The sequence below is a fragment of the Cupriavidus sp. CuC1 genome, assembly GCF_044627735.1.
GTDB lineage: Bacteria > Pseudomonadota > Gammaproteobacteria > Burkholderiales > Burkholderiaceae > Cupriavidus > Cupriavidus ulmosensis.
Window position 1 is genome coordinate 1 of sequence record NZ_JBIUHC010000204.1, and the last position, 15,864, is coordinate 15,864.

Here is a 15,864-nt window from a genome sequence, read left to right on the forward strand (position 1 = left end):
ATCTCACACGTTCTAAAACGGCAACACCGTACAGCCGCGCCAGCAGCTAGAAGCGCTAAAACACCGCCCACTCACGCCACTCTGCATCAGCAGCTAGAAGCATCAAAACCCCGCTGCGCATTGGCTGCCGGTACGGCATCGCTCCCGCCTGAGCCCGGGCCCCGATACCGCTTAGAAGCGTGCCGAGTACTGAAGCATGTAGAAGTTGATACCGGGGTTCGGTTCCTTGATGCCGGCATTGGAGTAATGCTGGAAACGCACCGCCAGCTCCGAGTCGATCGCGTCGCCAAACCGGTAGCCTGCCGCAATGCGATCGCCAAACTGGAACGCCGTCGAGAAGACCTTGGCGTCCGAGATGCGCGTGCGGGACAGCAGGTGCACGCCGGCGCCAATCTCGGCGAAGGGCCCCGAGCGGCCCGCCCCCTGGACCCGGAAGATGGGCGTAAAGCCCACATCGCCCATGAGGTTGCTATTGCTGCCATGCGGATTCCAGCCACCCACGGAAGCTTCGAGACCCAGGCGAACGCGGATTGACTGCGAACTCGTCGCCCACAGGTCGTTCTTCAGGTTCCATCGCGCCTCCATGCGTGCGATCGAAGCCTCGCCGCCCGCACCCAGCGCGGCCCCGAGACGAACCGGCTCGAACCACGAGGCATCCTCGCCGGCGGGTGCGGCAAGCGCCGCGGCGCTGGCAAACGCGCTGGAAATCAGGACGAAGGAGAAGACAGATCGAAGCATGAGGAAAGCCTTGTGAAGGGTAATTCTTGCTCTGGTGACACGTTGCATCGCACTGGTCCCGGGCTGCCCGCCGCTTCGGGTTGGGCTTCGCGCGAAAAAAGGGGAAGTATGCTTTCTGCACAAGCGGCCGAATAGGTGCCGCCAGCGCATATCAGTGTCCCAGATTTGGAACGATGCGCACGGATCACGCGTGGCGCCCTGTCACCAGGCGGCGCACGCGAAGCCCGCCGGCGCGGCGCGCGCCAGAGCGCTTGTGTCCGTGCGCCCGGCGTTGCGCGTTTCGTTTCAATGTTGTGCGGCTTGATGCCGGTCAACCGGTGGGGCTGCGCCGTATCTATAGTTGTATGTGGCTTAGCTTCATCCCTCCGTACCTTCATCGTTTCAACCAGCCAGGAGTGCGCAATGAACGACGTCAGATCCGCATTTTCCGTACACCGCGCCACGCTACAGCGCGATGTCAACGTCCTGCTATCCGATGTGCAGGCATTGCTGCGTGACGCCGCCGCCTTGACCGGCGAGCAAGCCGGCCAAGCCCGTGAACAGTTCAAGGTGCGGCTGGAGGCGCTGCAGCTGCGCCTGCGGGAGCTGCAAGCGCAAGGCCGCGATCAGGTCCGCGATTGGGCCGATGCGGGAGAGGAGTATGTGCAAGCGCACCCATGGCGCACGCTTGGCGCGGCCGCAGCGGTTGGCGCCCTATGCGGGGTGCTGGTTGCCATGTCGATCTTGCGCCGCGATTGATGGCCGATTGATGGCCGATTGATGGCGGATCGATCGCGAAATGGCGCCTGCGCAGCCTCGCCTGCCATCGCTGGCTCAACCTCGGGCTTCTGGCGATCTGCGCGCTCACGCTGAGCGCGCAGATCGCTGCATCCAGTCTGGACCAAGCATGCGCAACATGCTTGATGCGCCGCAAGCTTGAGGCTCGCCGCCAGCACGCCCTTGCCGCGCGATGGAACGCACAAGCTTGACGCGGATCAACAAGCGCCGGCGGCACGCTTCTAGAATCATCTGACGGGCGACATCGTGATTTGCAGTCGTCGCGCGATCCGCATAGACGTGCCCGCCCTCTTTAACCGTGGCCAATCGACGCTCGTTATCGCGCGCATCTTGGAGATACACCATGACAGACCAGACCGACGTCCCACTCGCATTGTTCACCGCCAATTGCGAGGCGGGCCTGCGCGTGCTGACCCTGATGCAGGAGAGCCGGCAGCGCTTTCTCGAACTCCAGCTCGATGCGGTACGCAAGGACATCGAGATCTTGCACGAGGCGGGCGCGCAACTGGCCAATGCCGGCGACTTCTCCACGCTCTCCACCCTGCCGGCCACCTTCCTGCGCAGCCAGGCCGAGCATTACGCGCAGCGGATGCAAGCCTGGATGAGTCTCACCATCCACAACCAGACCGCCATGGTGGAACAACTGCGGGAAGCTGGCGAGACCTGGCAGCGCTGCCAGGCCGCGACGCTGCAGCAGGCCGGGAGCACCGCTTCGCTGCCTGCGCCAGTGCGGGATATGTTCGAAAAGCTCAGCCAGGGGGCGGCCACGCTGAACGCGTCAGCCAGCGGCACTGGCGCCGCTACGCAGAAGAGGACCATCCATACCGGCTGAGAACACGGCGGGAACGCCCGGATCTGGCCAAGCCCGAGTCTCCGAGTTTGGCCGCCCGAAGCCGCCCCTAGCCTCGGCAGCCCGGACAGGATATGCTTTGGTCCGCACAATGGCGCGCACCAGGCAAGCTAGCGCTCAATATTGAAATCCCCTTGCACCGGGCGGGCCTCATCTGGACGGAAATCATCGATGTGCATCCACTCTCGAACGACCTGCTGCCCGCGCCTATGCCGCTAAGCCAATTGTGGTTGCCGCCAGAGCCGCCGATGCTTGCGCCGGGCATCGTGCACAGCCATTTCAGCGTGCAAGGCGACGCCCGCCAGAGCTTGCTGGCCTGGCAGGAGCGGATGAGTCCGGTCTACGACATCCGGCCTGCCCCGACGCATGGCGAAGAGACATTCGATGCCTCGCTGTCGCGCTATTCCATCGACGACCTGAGCTTCTTCGACATCCGCACCAGCCCCAATGTGGCTGAGCGCTCGTTGGGGCGCGTGTCGACAGAGAGCATTCGCGACATTACCTTCAGCGTGTTCCTGGAAGGCGCCCCCGCGCACTTCCAGGGCGGCAAGCAAGGGCTCGACGCGCCGCAGCGGCCGTCCGTGCCAAGCATCCTCGCGCTGGACATGGACCAGCCGTGCACCATCCGTAGCTTTCATAGCCGCATGCTGCTGTTCTTTGTGCCGCGCGCCTTGGTGGAAATGGCCTTCCCCGATGCCGCCTCGCTGCATGGCCGCCTGGTTGAGGCCACCACGCCCCTGATGCGCGTGCTGATCTCGCATCTGGTGGCACTGAATCGACAAATCGTCGGCCTGAGCAAAGACGAAGCAGATCGGTCCTTTCGCACCGCGATCGAACTGCTGGCCGCGGTGTTCAGCCGGCAAGCAGGGCTTTCCGGCAGCGCCCGCGCGGCGGTGCGGGCCGCTGTGTACGGACAGGTGCGGCGCCATGTCGAGGCCAATCTGCACGACCCCGACCTGACCCCTGACAGCGTATTGCAATCGCTGCGCCTGTCGCGCGCCAGCGTGTACCGTCTGTTCGCGCATGAAGGTGGCCTGGCCGCGTATATCCGCAGCCGCAGGCTGCGGGCGGCGGCCGATGAACTGGTCCGCTTTCCCCATATCGCGGTGCAGGACATCGCCTCAGGGCTCGGTTTCAACAATGCATCGAGCTTTACACGGGCATTTCGCCGCGCCTACGATATCGCGCCGCAGGAATTGCACGGCTATGCTCCGCTGCTCCGGCACGAACAGGCAAGGCCGGGCCGGCAGGCTTCCTGGCCCGCAGGCAGCTTCAGATAGGGTGCGCGCAAGATACCTCCTCGCACGCTCCCGTCAATCCACCCGCACCGCCGGCATCCACCCGTTTGCCGCATTTGCCGCGTTCGCCGCCACCACCTGCTTCGCGATCGAATCGCCCAGGCGCGTGGCATCCGCGGAGATACTGTACTGTCGTGCTTGACCTCGGACACGCCATGCAAGCCCGCGCCGGCCGCGGCGGACATCGCGAGATGAAAGCTTCCCTCGCGCCGGCGCAAGTGTGACGCGCCTCGGTCTGCGTCTACTCGCTGACCCCGTGCGCCAGCCAGCGAATCGCCGGATGTTCTCCGGGTAGCGTCTCGCGGGTGGCATCCTCCATCAACCGCAGGCCGGTGTTGCTGTTGGTGAGCAGCACGACGCCCGACTGATGCTCGGGGCTGCCCATCACGAATGCCCTCACGCCCTGCATCTTGCCCCACTGGAAGAACGTGCCCCGGCTGGGTTCGACGCCCCACCCCAGCCCCCAGCCTATGTCCGGCTCCGTGGCCGATGGCGTGCCATCCAGGTAGACAATTTCTCCCTTTGGCACCATGACGCTTGCCGTCAGCCATTGCTCCCAGGTCGATGCGCTGAGCCCGTCGCCCCGAAGCACGGCGGCAACAAAAGCACCGTAGTCGCCGGCCGTGGTTTGCAGCGAATAGGAGGCGCTCGCCGCCGGTGGGCGATGCACGTCGAGCCGCTGCGCCGCTTCATGCGGGTTGGCCACATTGCCGACGCAACAGATAACGCGACTCGTTTAACGTCAAGCGTTAAACGAATTCCTCGAACAACCACTGCGCCCGCTCCCCGAGTTAGTCTTCTTTGCCGACGCAAAGAAGAGTGACCGGCAGCCCCCGCAGGGGGATGTCGTACGGCTTTTGGGTCCAAAAGCCAACGCCGCCGACAAAAGCACCACTCCCCTCAAAGCTCTCCTCTAACTCCCCCAAGCCACCTAACGCGGGTGGTTATCCCAATCCCCCCTTCGCAGTACCGTATCACCCATACCAAAACACCCGGCTGACGCGCCAAGAAGCGCATCCAGCTCAGGAGACACTAGCCAACACGGATGGAGGCGCTCCCGCCGCGCCTCCCCTCGCGTAAACCTCCTTGCACCGCCACGATTCGCCTGTTAGAGTCCACAACTAATCACTGCATAGTTAAAGCAAGATCGATCGTGCCGCATGGCAGGCGCGAAGACCAACGACAGGAGACACGATGGTTCCGGCACTATGGTTTGACGGGCGAGCGTATTCGGCCGACTGGATGAAGGGGGAGATCCAGCGCATTCTCGCTGGGCTGCACGATCTGCACTGCAAGGAGGGCGACACCATCGCCGCCATGCTGCGCAACAGCCCGGAGTACGTGGCCCTTGTGCTGGCCTGCCGGCAGGCCGGGATTTACCTGGCATCGATCAACTGGCACTTCAAGGCGCTCGAAGCCAACCATATCCTGACCGACAGCGGCGCCCGCGCGGTGGTTGTCGACGCGGACTTGCTCGACCAGGTGCGCGAGGGCATCCCCGAAGGCGTCGGCGTCATCCTGGTCTCGCGCGCCTGCGCGCCGGCATCCAGCCCGCAGGCGCACCATTGGGCGGATTTCGGGGCGGGCCTGCCGGCCATGCCGCCGCGCACCGGCAGCTCGCATGGCGCGATTGCCTATACCTCCGGCACCACCGGCAAGCCCAAGGGCGTGCGCCGCATTCCCGGCGCGCCCGAAGAGCGCGCTGCCATGGAGCGGCGGCTGCAGCGGGTCACCGACATCGTCTACGGCACCGGCACGGACGTCACCGCCTACCTGTCCGCGCCGATCTACCACAGCGCGGCCATGGCCTACCTCTCGCACTTCTGCAACCTGGGCGCAACGCTGGTGCTGGAGCCGCGCTTCGACGCGCAGCGCACGCTGGAACTGCTCGCGCGCCACAAGGTCACGCACGCCTACCTGGTGCCGACCATGTACCAGCGCCTGCTGGCATTGCCGCCCGAAGCGCGCGCAGGGCATGACCTGTCCGCGCTGCGCCAGGTTGCGTCGACCGGCTCGCCCTGCTCCGTTCCCCTCAAGCAGGCCATGATCGACTGGTTCGGGCCCATCATCACCGAGGCCTATGGCTCGAGCGAAGCGGGCTACACCACCTTCGCCGATGCCGCGAGCTGGCTGCGCCATCCAGGCTCGGCGGGCAGCCCGCTGCCCGATGCGCAGGTCCGCATCCTGGACGAGGACGGCAATGCGTTGCCGGCGCGGGAGATCGGCCTGATCTATGTGCGCCAGCGCGCCCTGCCCGACTTCACCTACATCAACCGGCCCGAAGCCCGCGCGGCCGTGGAGCGCGACGGGCTGATCACGCTGGGCGACATGGGCTACCTGGATGAAGACGGGTTCCTGCACATCTGCGACCGCAAGGCCGATATGGTCATCTCGGGCGGGGTGAACATTTATCCGGCGGAGATCGAGTCGGTCCTGCAGACCATGCCGGGCATCGCGGACTGCGCGGTCTTCGGCATTCCCGATGCCGAGTTCGGCGAAGGCCTGGCCGCCGCGGTCCAGCTCAGCCCGGGCCACAGCATCGAGGGCGCGCAGGTGCAAGCGTTCCTGCGCGAGCGGATCGCCAACTACAAGGTGCCGCGCATCGTCGAGATCCACGCGTTGCTGCCGCGTGAAGACACCGGCAAGATCTTCAAACGCAGGCTGCGCGAGCCGCACTGGCAGAACCAGGCGCGCGCCATCTGACATCTGCCATCTGACTTAAGCCGTTCCCACCCGCATCATGACCATAACAAGCAGGTAAGACCAACAGATCGGAGACAGCATCCATGGCCATCGCCTTCCCCACCAACGAGCCCTATTTGTCCGGCTACTTCGCGCCGCTGCACGCCGAGTGCGACGCGCCCAACCTGCCCGTGACGGGTGAAGTGCCGGCTGGGTTGCGCGGCACGTATTACCGCAACGGCCCGAATCCACAGTTCGCGCCGCGCGGCAAATACCATTGGTTCTCGGGCGATGGCATGTTGCACGCATTTCATTTCGACGGCGGCCGCGTGTCCTACCGCAACCGCTGGATCCGCACGCCGAAATGGGTCATGGAGAACGAGAACGGGGAAGGCATGTCGGGCTCGCTGGCAAGCCGGCACCTGACGGACCCGAAGCTGCTTGAGCTGAACTCCACCGTGGCCAACACCAATGTGGTCTGGCATGGCGGGCGCCTGTTGGCGCTGGAAGAGGTGCATGCGCCGTTTGAGGTGGATCCGGTGTCGCTGGCGCCGCGCGGCTACCAGACCTTCGACGAGAAGCTGTCCGGGCCCATGACCGCGCATCCCAAGATCGATCCGGTCAATGGCGAGATGGTGTTCTTCGGCTATGCGGCCCGCGGCCCGTTCACGCCGGACCTGATGCTGCACGTGGCCGACAGCGCGGGCAAGCTGCAGCGCTCCGTGCATATTGTCGCGCCCTTCCCGAGCATGGTTCATGACTTCGTGGTGACGCGCACCCACATCTTGTTTCCAATCTTCCCGCTGACCGGGTCGATGGAGCGCGCCACCAGCGGCCGGCCGCCTTATGCGTGGGAGCCGGACAAGGGCACGCACATCGGCATCCTGCCGCGCGACGGCACGGCGGCGGATGTGCGCTGGTTCACAGGCGATCCGTGCTACGTCTTCCATCCGATGAACGCCTTCGACGCGCCGGACGGCAGCATCGTCTGCGACATGATGAAATACGATGTGCCACCGCTCTTCCCCGGGCCGGACGGACGCCAGCTCTCCAACGGCGCGCCCGTGGCCAGCCTGGTCCGCTGGACCTTCGACCTGGCCGGAAAATCCGGCTCATATCGCGAGCAGCCGCTGTGCGATACGCCGGGCGAGTTTCCCCGGCTGGACGAGCGCTTTGCCATGCTGCCCTACCGGCACGGCTATTACTGCAGCGGGGACATCTCCGCCTCCACCAAGGGCGACAGCCTGCGCAGCGGCCTGGCGCATATCGACCTGGCCACCGGGCAGGTCGCGCAATACCAGCCGCCGGCCGGTGACAAGTGCGGCGAGCCCGTGTTTGTCCCGCGCCGGGCCGATGCCGACGAGGGCGATGGCTGGCTGCTGTCCGTGATCTGGCGCGCCGCGGAGAACCGCAGCGATATGGCGATCTTCAACGCGCAGGCGCTGGCGGCAGGGCCGGTGGCGCTGGTGCACCTGTCGCATCGCGTGCCCGCCGGCTTTCATGGCAACTGGCGCCCCGCCGGCTGAGGCATGATGCCATGCCGCCGGCGCGGATGATGTCCTGGCTGCGATCACGCAGAAGGCTGCGGGCCATCACATTGGGAACGGAAGTCATCCTCATCGGCTTGCGCGGCGCGCCTGTTCCAGGTTTCTGCCAGTTCCTGCGTGACTCGCAGGAACTGGTCGATGTCTCCCGCCGAATTGCAGTGCAGCGGCGACACCCGCACCGCGCCGTCCAGGCCGAATGAATCCAGCATCCGCTTCGAGTAGAGGCTGGACGCCACCCGCTCGTACACGATCACCCCGCGCTTCTCGTATTCCCGCACGGCTTGCGTGTGGCCCAGGTGATCGAAGCCGATGGCCAGGATCAGGTCACGGCTGGCCAGGCCCCCGGCATCGAGGAATACCTTGACGTGGGGCATGTTGCGCAGGCCCGGCACGGCTGCGCTCCCACCCAGCAAGCGCGACAGCAAGGCGCGTTCATGCAGGGCGATCGCCTCCATGCCGCGTTCGAACAGTGCCCGGCGGGCAGCGCCCTGGCCATCCGCAGCCGGGCCCGACAGGCCGCCGAGCCAGCAGACGTAATCGACGATTTCAGAGACCACGGCGAATTGCCAGGGCGCGGAACTGCCCAGGTCCCAGAACTCGGGCGTCTTGCCGTTCAGCTTGTGGTGCGGCAGCAGCGAGGCGCGATCCGATAGCCAGGCAATGCCGGAGCCCCGGCAGCCAAAGAACTTGTACGGCGCGATATTGATCCCGTCGACCGGCGTCTTCTGCAGGTCGATCAGGCCGTGCGGCGCGTGCTGTACCGCGTCCACGATGATGTAGAGGTCGGGCTTGACCAGCCGTGCCTGCCGCACGATTTCGTCCACGTCCAGCTTGGCGCCGGAGATGTTCGAGGCGTAGATCACGTTCAGCAGCACGGTGTCCTGGTCGACCAGGCGCACGATTTTGTCGACATCCACCCCGCCTGTGGCCGGGTTGCTCCTGGCAACCCGCAGCTCCCTGCCGAGCCGCTGCGCATACAGCGCAGTGGCATCGAAGGACGAAGGATGCTCGAGTGCCGTCGTCACCATATTGGAACCCGGCACGTTTTCCGCCACCGCCCGCACCATGTCGAACATGGCGCCCGAGGCGGTCAGCGCGGCGTAGACGCTGCCGCCCTGCGCGTTGAGGATGGTGCGAACATCCGCCGTACCGGCGGCCTGCACCTGCTTCAGGTACGCCGCCACCTCGTGAATGCGCTCGGCGTTGTCGGGTATCGCGTCGATCCTGGCGAGCCGCTCCACCGCCGCCTTCAGGCGGTACGAGCCGCCCGCGTTGTCGAAATACAGCCGCTCGCGGCCGTTGAAATCGTGGTTGACGCCGTGGAACCGGTGCTTGACCTCGGCCATCAGGCTGTCCGGGAAAAGCACGCCTTGATCGTGATGCATCGAAAGAGTCATGGTTGGGCGCGCAGCTCAGTGCGCTCTCAGGTCGGACAGGAACTTGCGGGCGCGCTCGCTCTGCGGATTCGAGAAAAACGCTTCGGGCGTGCCGGTTTCCACCAGCCGGCCCTGGTCCATGAACCACACCTTGTCCGCCACCTCGCGGGCGAAGTTCATCTCGTGGGTCACGCACATCATGGTCATGCCATCGCGCGCCAGGCTCTTCATCACCTGCAGCACTTCGCCCACCATTTCCGGGTCGAGCGCGCTGGTCGGCTCGTCGAACAGCATGGCGGGCGGATCCATCGCCAGCGCGCGCGCAATCGCCACGCGTTGCTGCTGGCCGCCGGAAAGCTGCCCGGGAAAGGCATCGGCCTTGGCCGCCAGGCCAACCCGTTCCAGCAGCGCCACGGCGTGCGCACGGGCGTCGGCGCGCCGCTTCTTCAACACGTTGACCGGGGCCAGCATGATGTTCTGCGCCACCGACAGATGCGGGAACAGGTTGAAGCTCTGGAACACGAAACCCACGTGGCTGCGGAACTTGTTCAAGTCCAGCGCCGGCGAATGCACGTCCTGTGCGTCGAACTCGATCCGGCCCTGCTGGATCTCCTCGAGCCGGTTGACGGTGCGGATCAGGGTCGATTTACCGGAGCCGGAGGGGCCGCAGACCACAAGGACCTCGCCCTTGGCGACTTCGGCCGTGACGTCGTTGAGCGCGTGGTACTCGCCATACCACTTGTTGACCTTCCTGAACGAGATCATCGGGTGATTGCTGGGTGCGGATGTCGTCATGGGTAACTCTCTCGAAGGCTGGAATCAGTCGGCTGCCCGCACCACCGCCGGCGCAGGCGGCTGCCGGGTAGCGGCCGGGCGCGTGCCGGCACGGGTCTGCGCAATGCGCCGCTCCAGGAAGCGCGCCAGTTGCGTCAACGTGAAGCACAGCACGAAGTAGATGGCGGCCAGGATCACGAACACCTGGAAGGGCTTGGTCAGCAGCGTGCTGTTGATCTGGTTGGCTGCGAAGGTCAGTTCGTTGACGCTGATCACATAGCCCAGCGAGGTCTCCTTGATGGTGGAGACGAACTGGCTGATCATCGCCGGCACCATGTTGTAGAGCGCCTGCGGCAGGATCACAAGGCGCATGGTCTGCATATAGCTCAGGCCCACGGCCCGCGCCGCCTCGGACTGGCCCTTGGGCAGGCCCTCGATGCCGGCGCGCACGATTTCCGCCAGATAGGCCGCCTGGTAGATCACCAGGGTGACCAGCATGGTGGTGAAGCCGCTGACCGTATGGCCGATCACGAGCGGCACGAAGAAGTACACCCAGAAGATAAACATGATCAGCGGCACGCCGCGCACTACGTACACCACCACCGTTGCCGGCCAGCGCAGCCACCCGAACGGGCTGATACGCGCCAGCGCAAGGCCCACGCTGAGCGGGAATGCCAGCACGATGCCGAGCACCGACAAGATGAAGGTGATGGCCAGCCCGCCGAGCGGGCCGTTCGGATACTGCCCGATGAGCAACAGCGTCCAGTTGTCGCGGAGAATGGAAATGAGATCTGCCATGGCTTACCTCGCCTTGATGCGGTAGCGGTGTTCGAGCACGCTGCCGCCGCCCATGATCAGCAGCGACACGGCCAGGTACACCAGGGTGGCGAACAGGTAGACCTCGACGGTGCGGAACGACTCGCTCTCGATCTCCCGCGTGACGTAGGTCAGCTCGGCAACGCCAACCGTCATGGCGAGGCTGGAGTTCTTGAACAGCAGCACGGTGTGGCTGATCAGCGTGGGCAGCGCGATGCGCGCGGCCTGCGGCAGCACCACCAGCCGCGACGCCTGCAGGTAGCTCAAGCCCAGCGCGCGCGAGGCTTCCAGCTGTGACTTCGGAATCGACCGGATGCCACCGCGCAGGTCTTCCGACATATAGGCCGCCATGCACAGGCCGACCGCGATGAAGGCGAACAGGAACTCGCTGTTGTGGCCGTTGACCCAGTGCTGCAGGCCGTCGGGCAGCAGCGCCGGAATGCCGAAGTACCAGAGGAAGATCTGCACCAGCATCGGCACGTTCTGGTGGTATTCGACGTACGACGCCACCGCCGCCTGGCCCAGCCGGCTGTTGCTCATCCGGATGACGGCAAGGAGGGTGCCCACCGCCACGGCCAGCAGCCACGCCAGGGCGGTCAACTCGAACATGGTGGCGACGCCCTTGAGTATCCAGCGTGGATACTCGCCGTGCAGCAGGACCGACAGATCTAGCTTGATGCTCATGAGTATGGGATCCGGTTGGGCAGGCGGCGCTACAGAGCCCGCCGCGCGAGGGGAATCGGCTCAGCCCTTGATCGGCTCGATCTTGAAGCCACGATGCATGTTGTACTGCGTGCCGGTGCCGAGCCACTTGTCGAAGATCTTCGCCGCCTCGCCGGACTTCTCCATCGACTGCAGGACGCTGTTGACCTGCTTGATCATCGCCGGTTCGTCCTTGCGCATGCCCACGCCCCAGGCTTCGGTCATCAGCGGTGGCTCGAGGATGTCGATCGGCGTGCTCGATTCCACCTGCTGCTTGAACTTCACCAGCATGATCTCGGAGATGGCAAACCCTTCCACCTTGCCCTGCTGCATGGCCAGGAAGGCTGCCGGCGCATCCTGGAACGTTACCGTGCTGGCGGTTGGCAGCACCTTGCGCAAAGCCATCTCCGAGGTGGAGCCCTTGGGCGCGCTGACGCGCTTGCCGGCCAGGTCCGCCACGGTCTTGAGTCCTTGCGAGCGCTTGGCGCCGACTTTCTGCAGGCTGGCGTAGTAGCTGTCGCTGTAGGCGATCTGGCCGGCGCGCTCGGGCGTCCAGCCCAGGTTGGCCACCAGCACGTCGACCCGCCCTTGCTGCAGTTCGGGAATGCGCGCGGCCACCGAGATCAGCTTGAGCTCCAGCTTCACGCCCAGGCTCTTCGCGATGGCACTGCAGAAGTCGACGTCATAGCCCTGGATATCGCGCGTTTGCGGATTGGGAAAGCTGAACGGCTCCGCCGTCCCCAGCGTGCCGCACACCAGCACGCCGTGGTGCTTGATATCGGCCAGTTGATCCGCGACTGCGCCGGTCGCCATCAGCGACAGGCAGGCGGCGGCGCTCGCCGTGATGAGAGTCTTACGCATGGGGGTGCTCCTGGTGGTGGGTGGGGGATGGGTTGCAACGTTCGACCGCTGCCGCAAGCGCGGCGCAGCCCGCTTCGATCTGCGCCATCGAGGTGGCAAAGGACAGGCGCAGATAGGGCGAGAAACCGTAGGAAGTGCCGTCGATGGTCGCCACGCCAGCCTGCTCCAGGAAGTACATCATCACATCGACGTCGGAGGCTAGCACGGTGCCGTCCGGGGCGGTCCGCCCGATCAGGCCCGCCACGCTGGGGAACACGTAGAACGCACCGTCGGGCGTGCGGCACTGGATGCCGTCGATGCTGTTGAGCAACGCGACCATGCGATCGCGCCGGGCCTGGAACAGCGCCGCGGCCTCGCGTACGCATTGCTGCGGCCCATCCAGCGCGATCACGGCGGCAGCCTGGCTGATGGCGCTGGCGCAGGTCGTGCTCTGCGACAGCAACAGGTTGATGGCCTGGATCAGGTGCGACGGCCCGGCGCCGTAGCCAACGCGCCAGCCGGTGAAGGCATAGGCCTTGGACAGGCCGTTGACCACCAGGGTGCGGGGCATCAGGTCGGCGGCCACGTTCAGCGGCGACAGGTGCCTGGCCTCGCCATAGACGAAATGCTCGTAGATCTCGTCCGTCATGATCCACACGTGCGGATGCATCCGCAGCACCGCGCACAGCGCCGCCAGTTCGTCGCGGGAATACACCGCGCCGGTCGGGTTGTTGGGGGTGTTCAGCACCAGCCACCGGGTGCGGGGCGTGATGGCCCCCTCAAGCGCGGCAGCCGTGAGCTTGAAGCCATTGGCCGCATCGCAAGGTGCGATCACCGCCGTGCCGCCGTTGATGGCCACCATGTCCGGATAGGAAACCCAGAACGGCGCGGGCACGATCACCTCGTCACCCTCGTTGAGGGTGGCGGCGAAGGCGGTAAAGATGATGTGCTTGGCCCCGCCGCCGACGACGATCTCGCCGGGCTGGTAGGCCAGCTGGTTCTCGCGCAGCAGCTTTGCGGCGATGGCCTGGCGCAAGGCCGGCGTGCCGGCGGAACCGGTGTAGCGGGTGTGGCCGCTGGTCAGCGCGTCGATGCCGGCGCGGATGATGTGCGGCGGCGTAGGAAAATCAGGTTCGCCGAGGGTGAAGTCAATGATCTCGCGGCCGGCAGCGCGCAGGGCATCGACGCGCGCCTTGGCGGCCATGCTTGGCGAGGGCTTCACGGAATCTAGACGGCGGGCAAGCAACTTGGTCAACGCAGGCTCCGGGGCTTCAATGCGGGGGATTCACTATTCGTTCAATGAGAGGGCTTACAAGCCAAACGGCGTGAGCACCTTGTCCAGCCACTTCTGTTCCAGCTTGCCGCTGGCGATCTCGGCCTTGATGGCCTCCTCGGCGGCTGCCGTCCTGCCCACGGCGGCGAGCAGGCGCTCGGCATCGGCCACGGGAAACGACACCACGCCGTCTTCATCGCCGACGATCAGGTCGCCCGGCTGGACCACCTGCCCGCCCACGGTGACCGGCACGTTCAGCGCCCCGGGGCCTTGCTTGTAGGGGCCGCGATGCGTGACGGCGCGGGCATAGCACGGAAAATCCGCGGCGCCGAATGCGGCCGTGTCGCGGATCGCGCCATCCAGCACGAAGCCGGCGCAGCCGCGCTGCTCGGCGTACAGCATGATCAGTTCGCCGACCAGCGCGTTGTCGGCGTTGCCGGCGCCGTCCACCACCAGCACGTGGCCCGGCGACATCAGCATCAGCGCCTTGTAGACCAGCAGGTTGTCACCCGGACGGGCCTTGACCGTGAAGGCCGTGCCAACCAGCTTGCGGCTGCGGTGAAAGCGTTGCAGCCCGACGATGCCGGAGAGCCGGTCCAGGTTGTCGCTGATATGCGGCGTTACAACCTGGCGGAACGCGTCCACCGTGGCGGCCGGCGCGAGTGCCGGCGCAGGATTGATCACAAAATTCGATGCGGACATGCCGTTCTCCATCCATGCGGCCCCGGGAGGAGCCGCGCTTGAGGAGAATTATCGAAGCCGGATAGAATAAGAAAAAGCGATATTTTTCTATGGAACAAGATCGCTAAAATCGATATGAATCCCGCTCGCTCCAACCGGAATGCACCATGATGACGTTCAAGCAACTCGAAGCCGTGTACTGGATCGGCCAGCTGGGTGGCTTCTCGCAAGCGGCCCGCAAGCTGCACACCACGCAGTCGGCCGTATCCAAAAGGGTGCAAGAGCTGGAGCAGCTGTTCGACACAGCGCTGTTCGACCGCAGCCAGCGCAGCGCCCGGCTTACCGAGAAGGGCGAGGAGATGTTCGTGCTGGCCAAGAAGCTGCTGGCGCAGCGCGATGCGGCGGCCGAGCAGTTCAGCCGGCCCGAGGTGTTCGAGCGGCGCGTACGCATCGGAGTGACGGAGCTGACGGCGATGACGTGGCTGCCCAGGCTCGTAGACCTGATCCAGCGGCACTACCCAAAAGTGATCATCGAGCCGGACGTGGACATGAGCGTCCACCTGCGCGACAAGCTGCTATCCGATCAGGTCGACCTGATCATCGCGCCGGACGTGTTCGAGGACGCGCGCCTGTCGCGCAAGCAGCTGGGCAAGGTGGAGAACGCGTGGATGTGCAAGCCGGGCACCGTGAGCGCCACCAAGGTCATGCGCATCCATGAACTGGCCAACCACCGGCTGCTGACCCAGGGCGACAAATCAGGAACCGGGCTGGCCTACAACCGCTGGTTCCAGTCGCTGGGAATACAGCCCACCAACACCATCATCAGCAACAGCCTGGTGGCGCTGATCGGGCTCACGGTGTCGGGGCTGGGAGTCAGCTACCTGCCCAGGCAGTGCCTGGAGCCGATGCTGAAATCGGGCATGCTGGAAATCATCCGCTCCACACCCGCCCTGCCCGATGCCACCTATGCGGCGATGTACAAGAGCGATGTGCACAGCACGCTGATCTCATCGATCGTCATGCTGGCACAGGAATGCTGCGACTACACAAAGATGTTCCAGACGCAGAACCTGTAACTAGGGGCTAGCGAGCGGGAGTGTATGCATGTTTGCGATGTGTATTGCTTGTAGCCCGCTGAGGCGGGGGTGTCTCTTGTGGGTGGGGTTTTGATGCTTCTAGCTGCTGATGCAGAATGGCGTGAGTGGGCGGTGTTTTAGCGCTTCTAGCTGCTGATGCAGAATAGCGTGAGTGGGCGACGGTTTAGCGCTTCTAGCTGCTGATGCAGAATGGCGTGAGTGGGCGACGGTTTAGCGCTTCTAGCTGCTGATGCAGAATGGCGTGAGTGGGCGGTGTTTTAGCGCTTCTAGCTGCTGATGCAGAATGGCGTGAGTGGGCGGTGTTTTAGCGCTTCTAGCTGCTGGCGCGGCTGTACAGTGTTGCCGTTTTAGAACGTGTGAGATGTCACTTTTCTTTACTCGTAAAGAAAAGTAACCAAAAGAAAGCGATCCTT

The 15,864-nt window shown here is 64.9% G+C and carries 16 protein-coding genes; 6 read left to right on the forward strand and 10 right to left on the reverse strand.

The annotated features are described in order from the left end of the window. Positions 1-171: 171 nt before the first annotated feature. Complete coding sequence (locus ACGLHR_RS45835) at positions 172-738, reverse strand: acyloxyacyl hydrolase (RefSeq protein ID WP_400102437.1); 567 nt, start codon at positions 736-738, stop codon at positions 172-174. A 402-nt stretch (positions 739-1,140) separates the two neighbouring features. Here ACGLHR_RS45835 and ACGLHR_RS45840 point away from each other — a divergent pair, with 402 nt between their 5' ends. The 3 genes from ACGLHR_RS45840 (at position 1,141) to ACGLHR_RS45850 (ending at position 3,645) form a co-directional block, all read left to right on the forward strand. Further along, complete coding sequence (locus tag ACGLHR_RS45840) at positions 1,141-1,476, forward strand: DUF883 family protein (RefSeq protein ID WP_318237926.1); 336 nt, start codon at positions 1,141-1,143, stop codon at positions 1,474-1,476. A 382-nt stretch (positions 1,477-1,858) separates the two neighbouring features. Then, positions 1,859-2,347 (forward strand): phasin family protein, encoded by a 489-nt coding sequence (locus ACGLHR_RS45845; RefSeq protein WP_400102438.1) that lies wholly within the window; start codon positions 1,859-1,861, stop codon positions 2,345-2,347. A gap of 92 nt (positions 2,348-2,439) precedes the next feature. Beyond that, the gene (locus ACGLHR_RS45850) at positions 2,440-3,645 is read left to right on the forward strand and encodes a helix-turn-helix transcriptional regulator (protein WP_400102439.1); all 1,206 of its coding nucleotides are present in this window, start codon (positions 2,440-2,442) and stop codon (positions 3,643-3,645) included. A gap of 259 nt (positions 3,646-3,904) precedes the next feature. Here ACGLHR_RS45850 and ACGLHR_RS45855 read toward each other — a convergent pair whose 3' ends face one another. Further along, positions 3,905-4,369, reverse strand: a complete 465-nt coding sequence (locus tag ACGLHR_RS45855; RefSeq protein ID WP_400102440.1) for a serine hydrolase — start codon at positions 4,367-4,369, stop codon at positions 3,905-3,907. 488 nt (positions 4,370-4,857) lie between these two features. Between ACGLHR_RS45855 and ACGLHR_RS45860 the strand changes: the two genes are divergently transcribed. Both ACGLHR_RS45860 and ACGLHR_RS45865 read left to right on the forward strand, forming a co-directional pair. Further along, a complete protein-coding gene (locus tag ACGLHR_RS45860; RefSeq protein ID WP_400102441.1) occupies positions 4,858-6,366 on the forward strand; it encodes an AMP-binding protein in 1,509 nt (502 codons plus the stop codon). 83 nt (positions 6,367-6,449) lie between these two features. Then, positions 6,450-7,871 (forward strand): carotenoid oxygenase family protein, encoded by a 1,422-nt coding sequence (locus ACGLHR_RS45865; protein WP_400102442.1) that lies wholly within the window; start codon positions 6,450-6,452, stop codon positions 7,869-7,871. Between the two features lie 44 nt (positions 7,872-7,915). Here the strand turns inward: ACGLHR_RS45865 and ACGLHR_RS45870 are convergent, their stop codons facing one another. The 7 genes from ACGLHR_RS45870 to ACGLHR_RS45900 form a co-directional block, all read right to left on the reverse strand. Continuing rightward, entirely contained in the window at positions 7,916-9,277 is a 1,362-nt protein-coding gene (locus tag ACGLHR_RS45870; protein ID WP_400102443.1) for an aminotransferase class V-fold PLP-dependent enzyme, read from the reverse strand. Positions 9,278-9,304: 27 nt separating this feature from the next. Further along, a complete protein-coding gene (locus ACGLHR_RS45875; RefSeq protein ID WP_400102449.1) occupies positions 9,305-10,033 on the reverse strand; it encodes an amino acid ABC transporter ATP-binding protein in 729 nt (242 codons plus the stop codon). 54 nt (positions 10,034-10,087) lie between these two features. After that, positions 10,088-10,840: an amino acid ABC transporter permease gene (locus ACGLHR_RS45880; protein ID WP_400102444.1), complete on the reverse strand. Its 753-nt coding sequence runs from the start codon at positions 10,838-10,840 to the stop codon at positions 10,088-10,090. A 3-nt stretch (positions 10,841-10,843) separates the two neighbouring features. Further along, positions 10,844-11,542 (reverse strand): amino acid ABC transporter permease, encoded by a 699-nt coding sequence (locus ACGLHR_RS45885; protein WP_400102445.1) that lies wholly within the window; start codon positions 11,540-11,542, stop codon positions 10,844-10,846. A gap of 60 nt (positions 11,543-11,602) precedes the next feature. Further along, on the reverse strand, positions 11,603-12,421 hold the full coding sequence (locus ACGLHR_RS45890) for an ABC transporter substrate-binding protein (protein WP_400102446.1): 819 nt from the start codon (positions 12,419-12,421) through the stop codon (positions 11,603-11,605). After that, complete coding sequence (locus ACGLHR_RS45895) at positions 12,414-13,604, reverse strand: aminotransferase class I/II-fold pyridoxal phosphate-dependent enzyme (RefSeq protein ID WP_400102450.1); 1,191 nt, start codon at positions 13,602-13,604, stop codon at positions 12,414-12,416. The genes ACGLHR_RS45890 and ACGLHR_RS45895 overlap by 8 nt, the downstream gene beginning before the upstream one ends. Before the next feature lie 105 nt (positions 13,605-13,709). Next, positions 13,710-14,375: an RraA family protein gene (locus ACGLHR_RS45900; RefSeq protein ID WP_400102447.1), complete on the reverse strand. Its 666-nt coding sequence runs from the start codon at positions 14,373-14,375 to the stop codon at positions 13,710-13,712. 149 nt (positions 14,376-14,524) lie between these two features. On the opposite strand from ACGLHR_RS45900, the gene ACGLHR_RS45905 reads away from it, so the two are divergent. Further along, a complete protein-coding gene (locus tag ACGLHR_RS45905) occupies positions 14,525-15,430 on the forward strand; it encodes a LysR family transcriptional regulator (protein ID WP_400102451.1) in 906 nt (301 codons plus the stop codon). 240 nt (positions 15,431-15,670) lie between these two features. Here ACGLHR_RS45905 and ACGLHR_RS45910 read toward each other — a convergent pair. Further along, positions 15,671-15,864: hypothetical protein (locus ACGLHR_RS45910; RefSeq protein WP_400102448.1), on the reverse strand; the 194-nt coding region annotated here is incomplete at its 5' end.

Coding starts and splice junctions, on each gene's coding strand:
- ACGLHR_RS45875 (WP_400102449.1), bottom strand. CDS start 10,033: ATGATCTCGTTCAGGAAGGTCAACAAGTGGTATGGCGAGTACCACGCG.
- ACGLHR_RS45835 (WP_400102437.1), bottom strand. CDS start 738: ATGCTTCGATCTGTCTTCTCCTTCGTCCTGATTTCCAGCGCGTTTGCC.
- ACGLHR_RS45900 (WP_400102447.1), bottom strand. CDS start 14,375: ATGTCCGCATCGAATTTTGTGATCAATCCTGCGCCGGCACTCGCGCCG.
- ACGLHR_RS45845 (WP_400102438.1), top strand. CDS start 1,859: ATGACAGACCAGACCGACGTCCCACTCGCATTGTTCACCGCCAATTGC.
- ACGLHR_RS45860 (WP_400102441.1), top strand. CDS start 4,858: ATGGTTCCGGCACTATGGTTTGACGGGCGAGCGTATTCGGCCGACTGG.
- ACGLHR_RS45905 (WP_400102451.1), top strand. CDS start 14,525: ATGACGTTCAAGCAACTCGAAGCCGTGTACTGGATCGGCCAGCTGGGT.
- ACGLHR_RS45870 (WP_400102443.1), bottom strand. CDS start 9,277: ATGCATCACGATCAAGGCGTGCTTTTCCCGGACAGCCTGATGGCCGAG.
- ACGLHR_RS45865 (WP_400102442.1), top strand. CDS start 6,450: ATGGCCATCGCCTTCCCCACCAACGAGCCCTATTTGTCCGGCTACTTC.
- ACGLHR_RS45895 (WP_400102450.1), bottom strand. CDS start 13,604: ATGGCCGCCAAGGCGCGCGTCGATGCCCTGCGCGCTGCCGGCCGCGAG.
- ACGLHR_RS45890 (WP_400102446.1), bottom strand. CDS start 12,421: ATGCGTAAGACTCTCATCACGGCGAGCGCCGCCGCCTGCCTGTCGCTG.
- ACGLHR_RS45850 (WP_400102439.1), top strand. CDS start 2,440: ATGCTTTGGTCCGCACAATGGCGCGCACCAGGCAAGCTAGCGCTCAAT.
- ACGLHR_RS45880 (WP_400102444.1), bottom strand. CDS start 10,840: ATGGCAGATCTCATTTCCATTCTCCGCGACAACTGGACGCTGTTGCTC.
- ACGLHR_RS45885 (WP_400102445.1), bottom strand. CDS start 11,542: ATGAGCATCAAGCTAGATCTGTCGGTCCTGCTGCACGGCGAGTATCCA.
- ACGLHR_RS45840 (WP_318237926.1), top strand. CDS start 1,141: ATGAACGACGTCAGATCCGCATTTTCCGTACACCGCGCCACGCTACAG.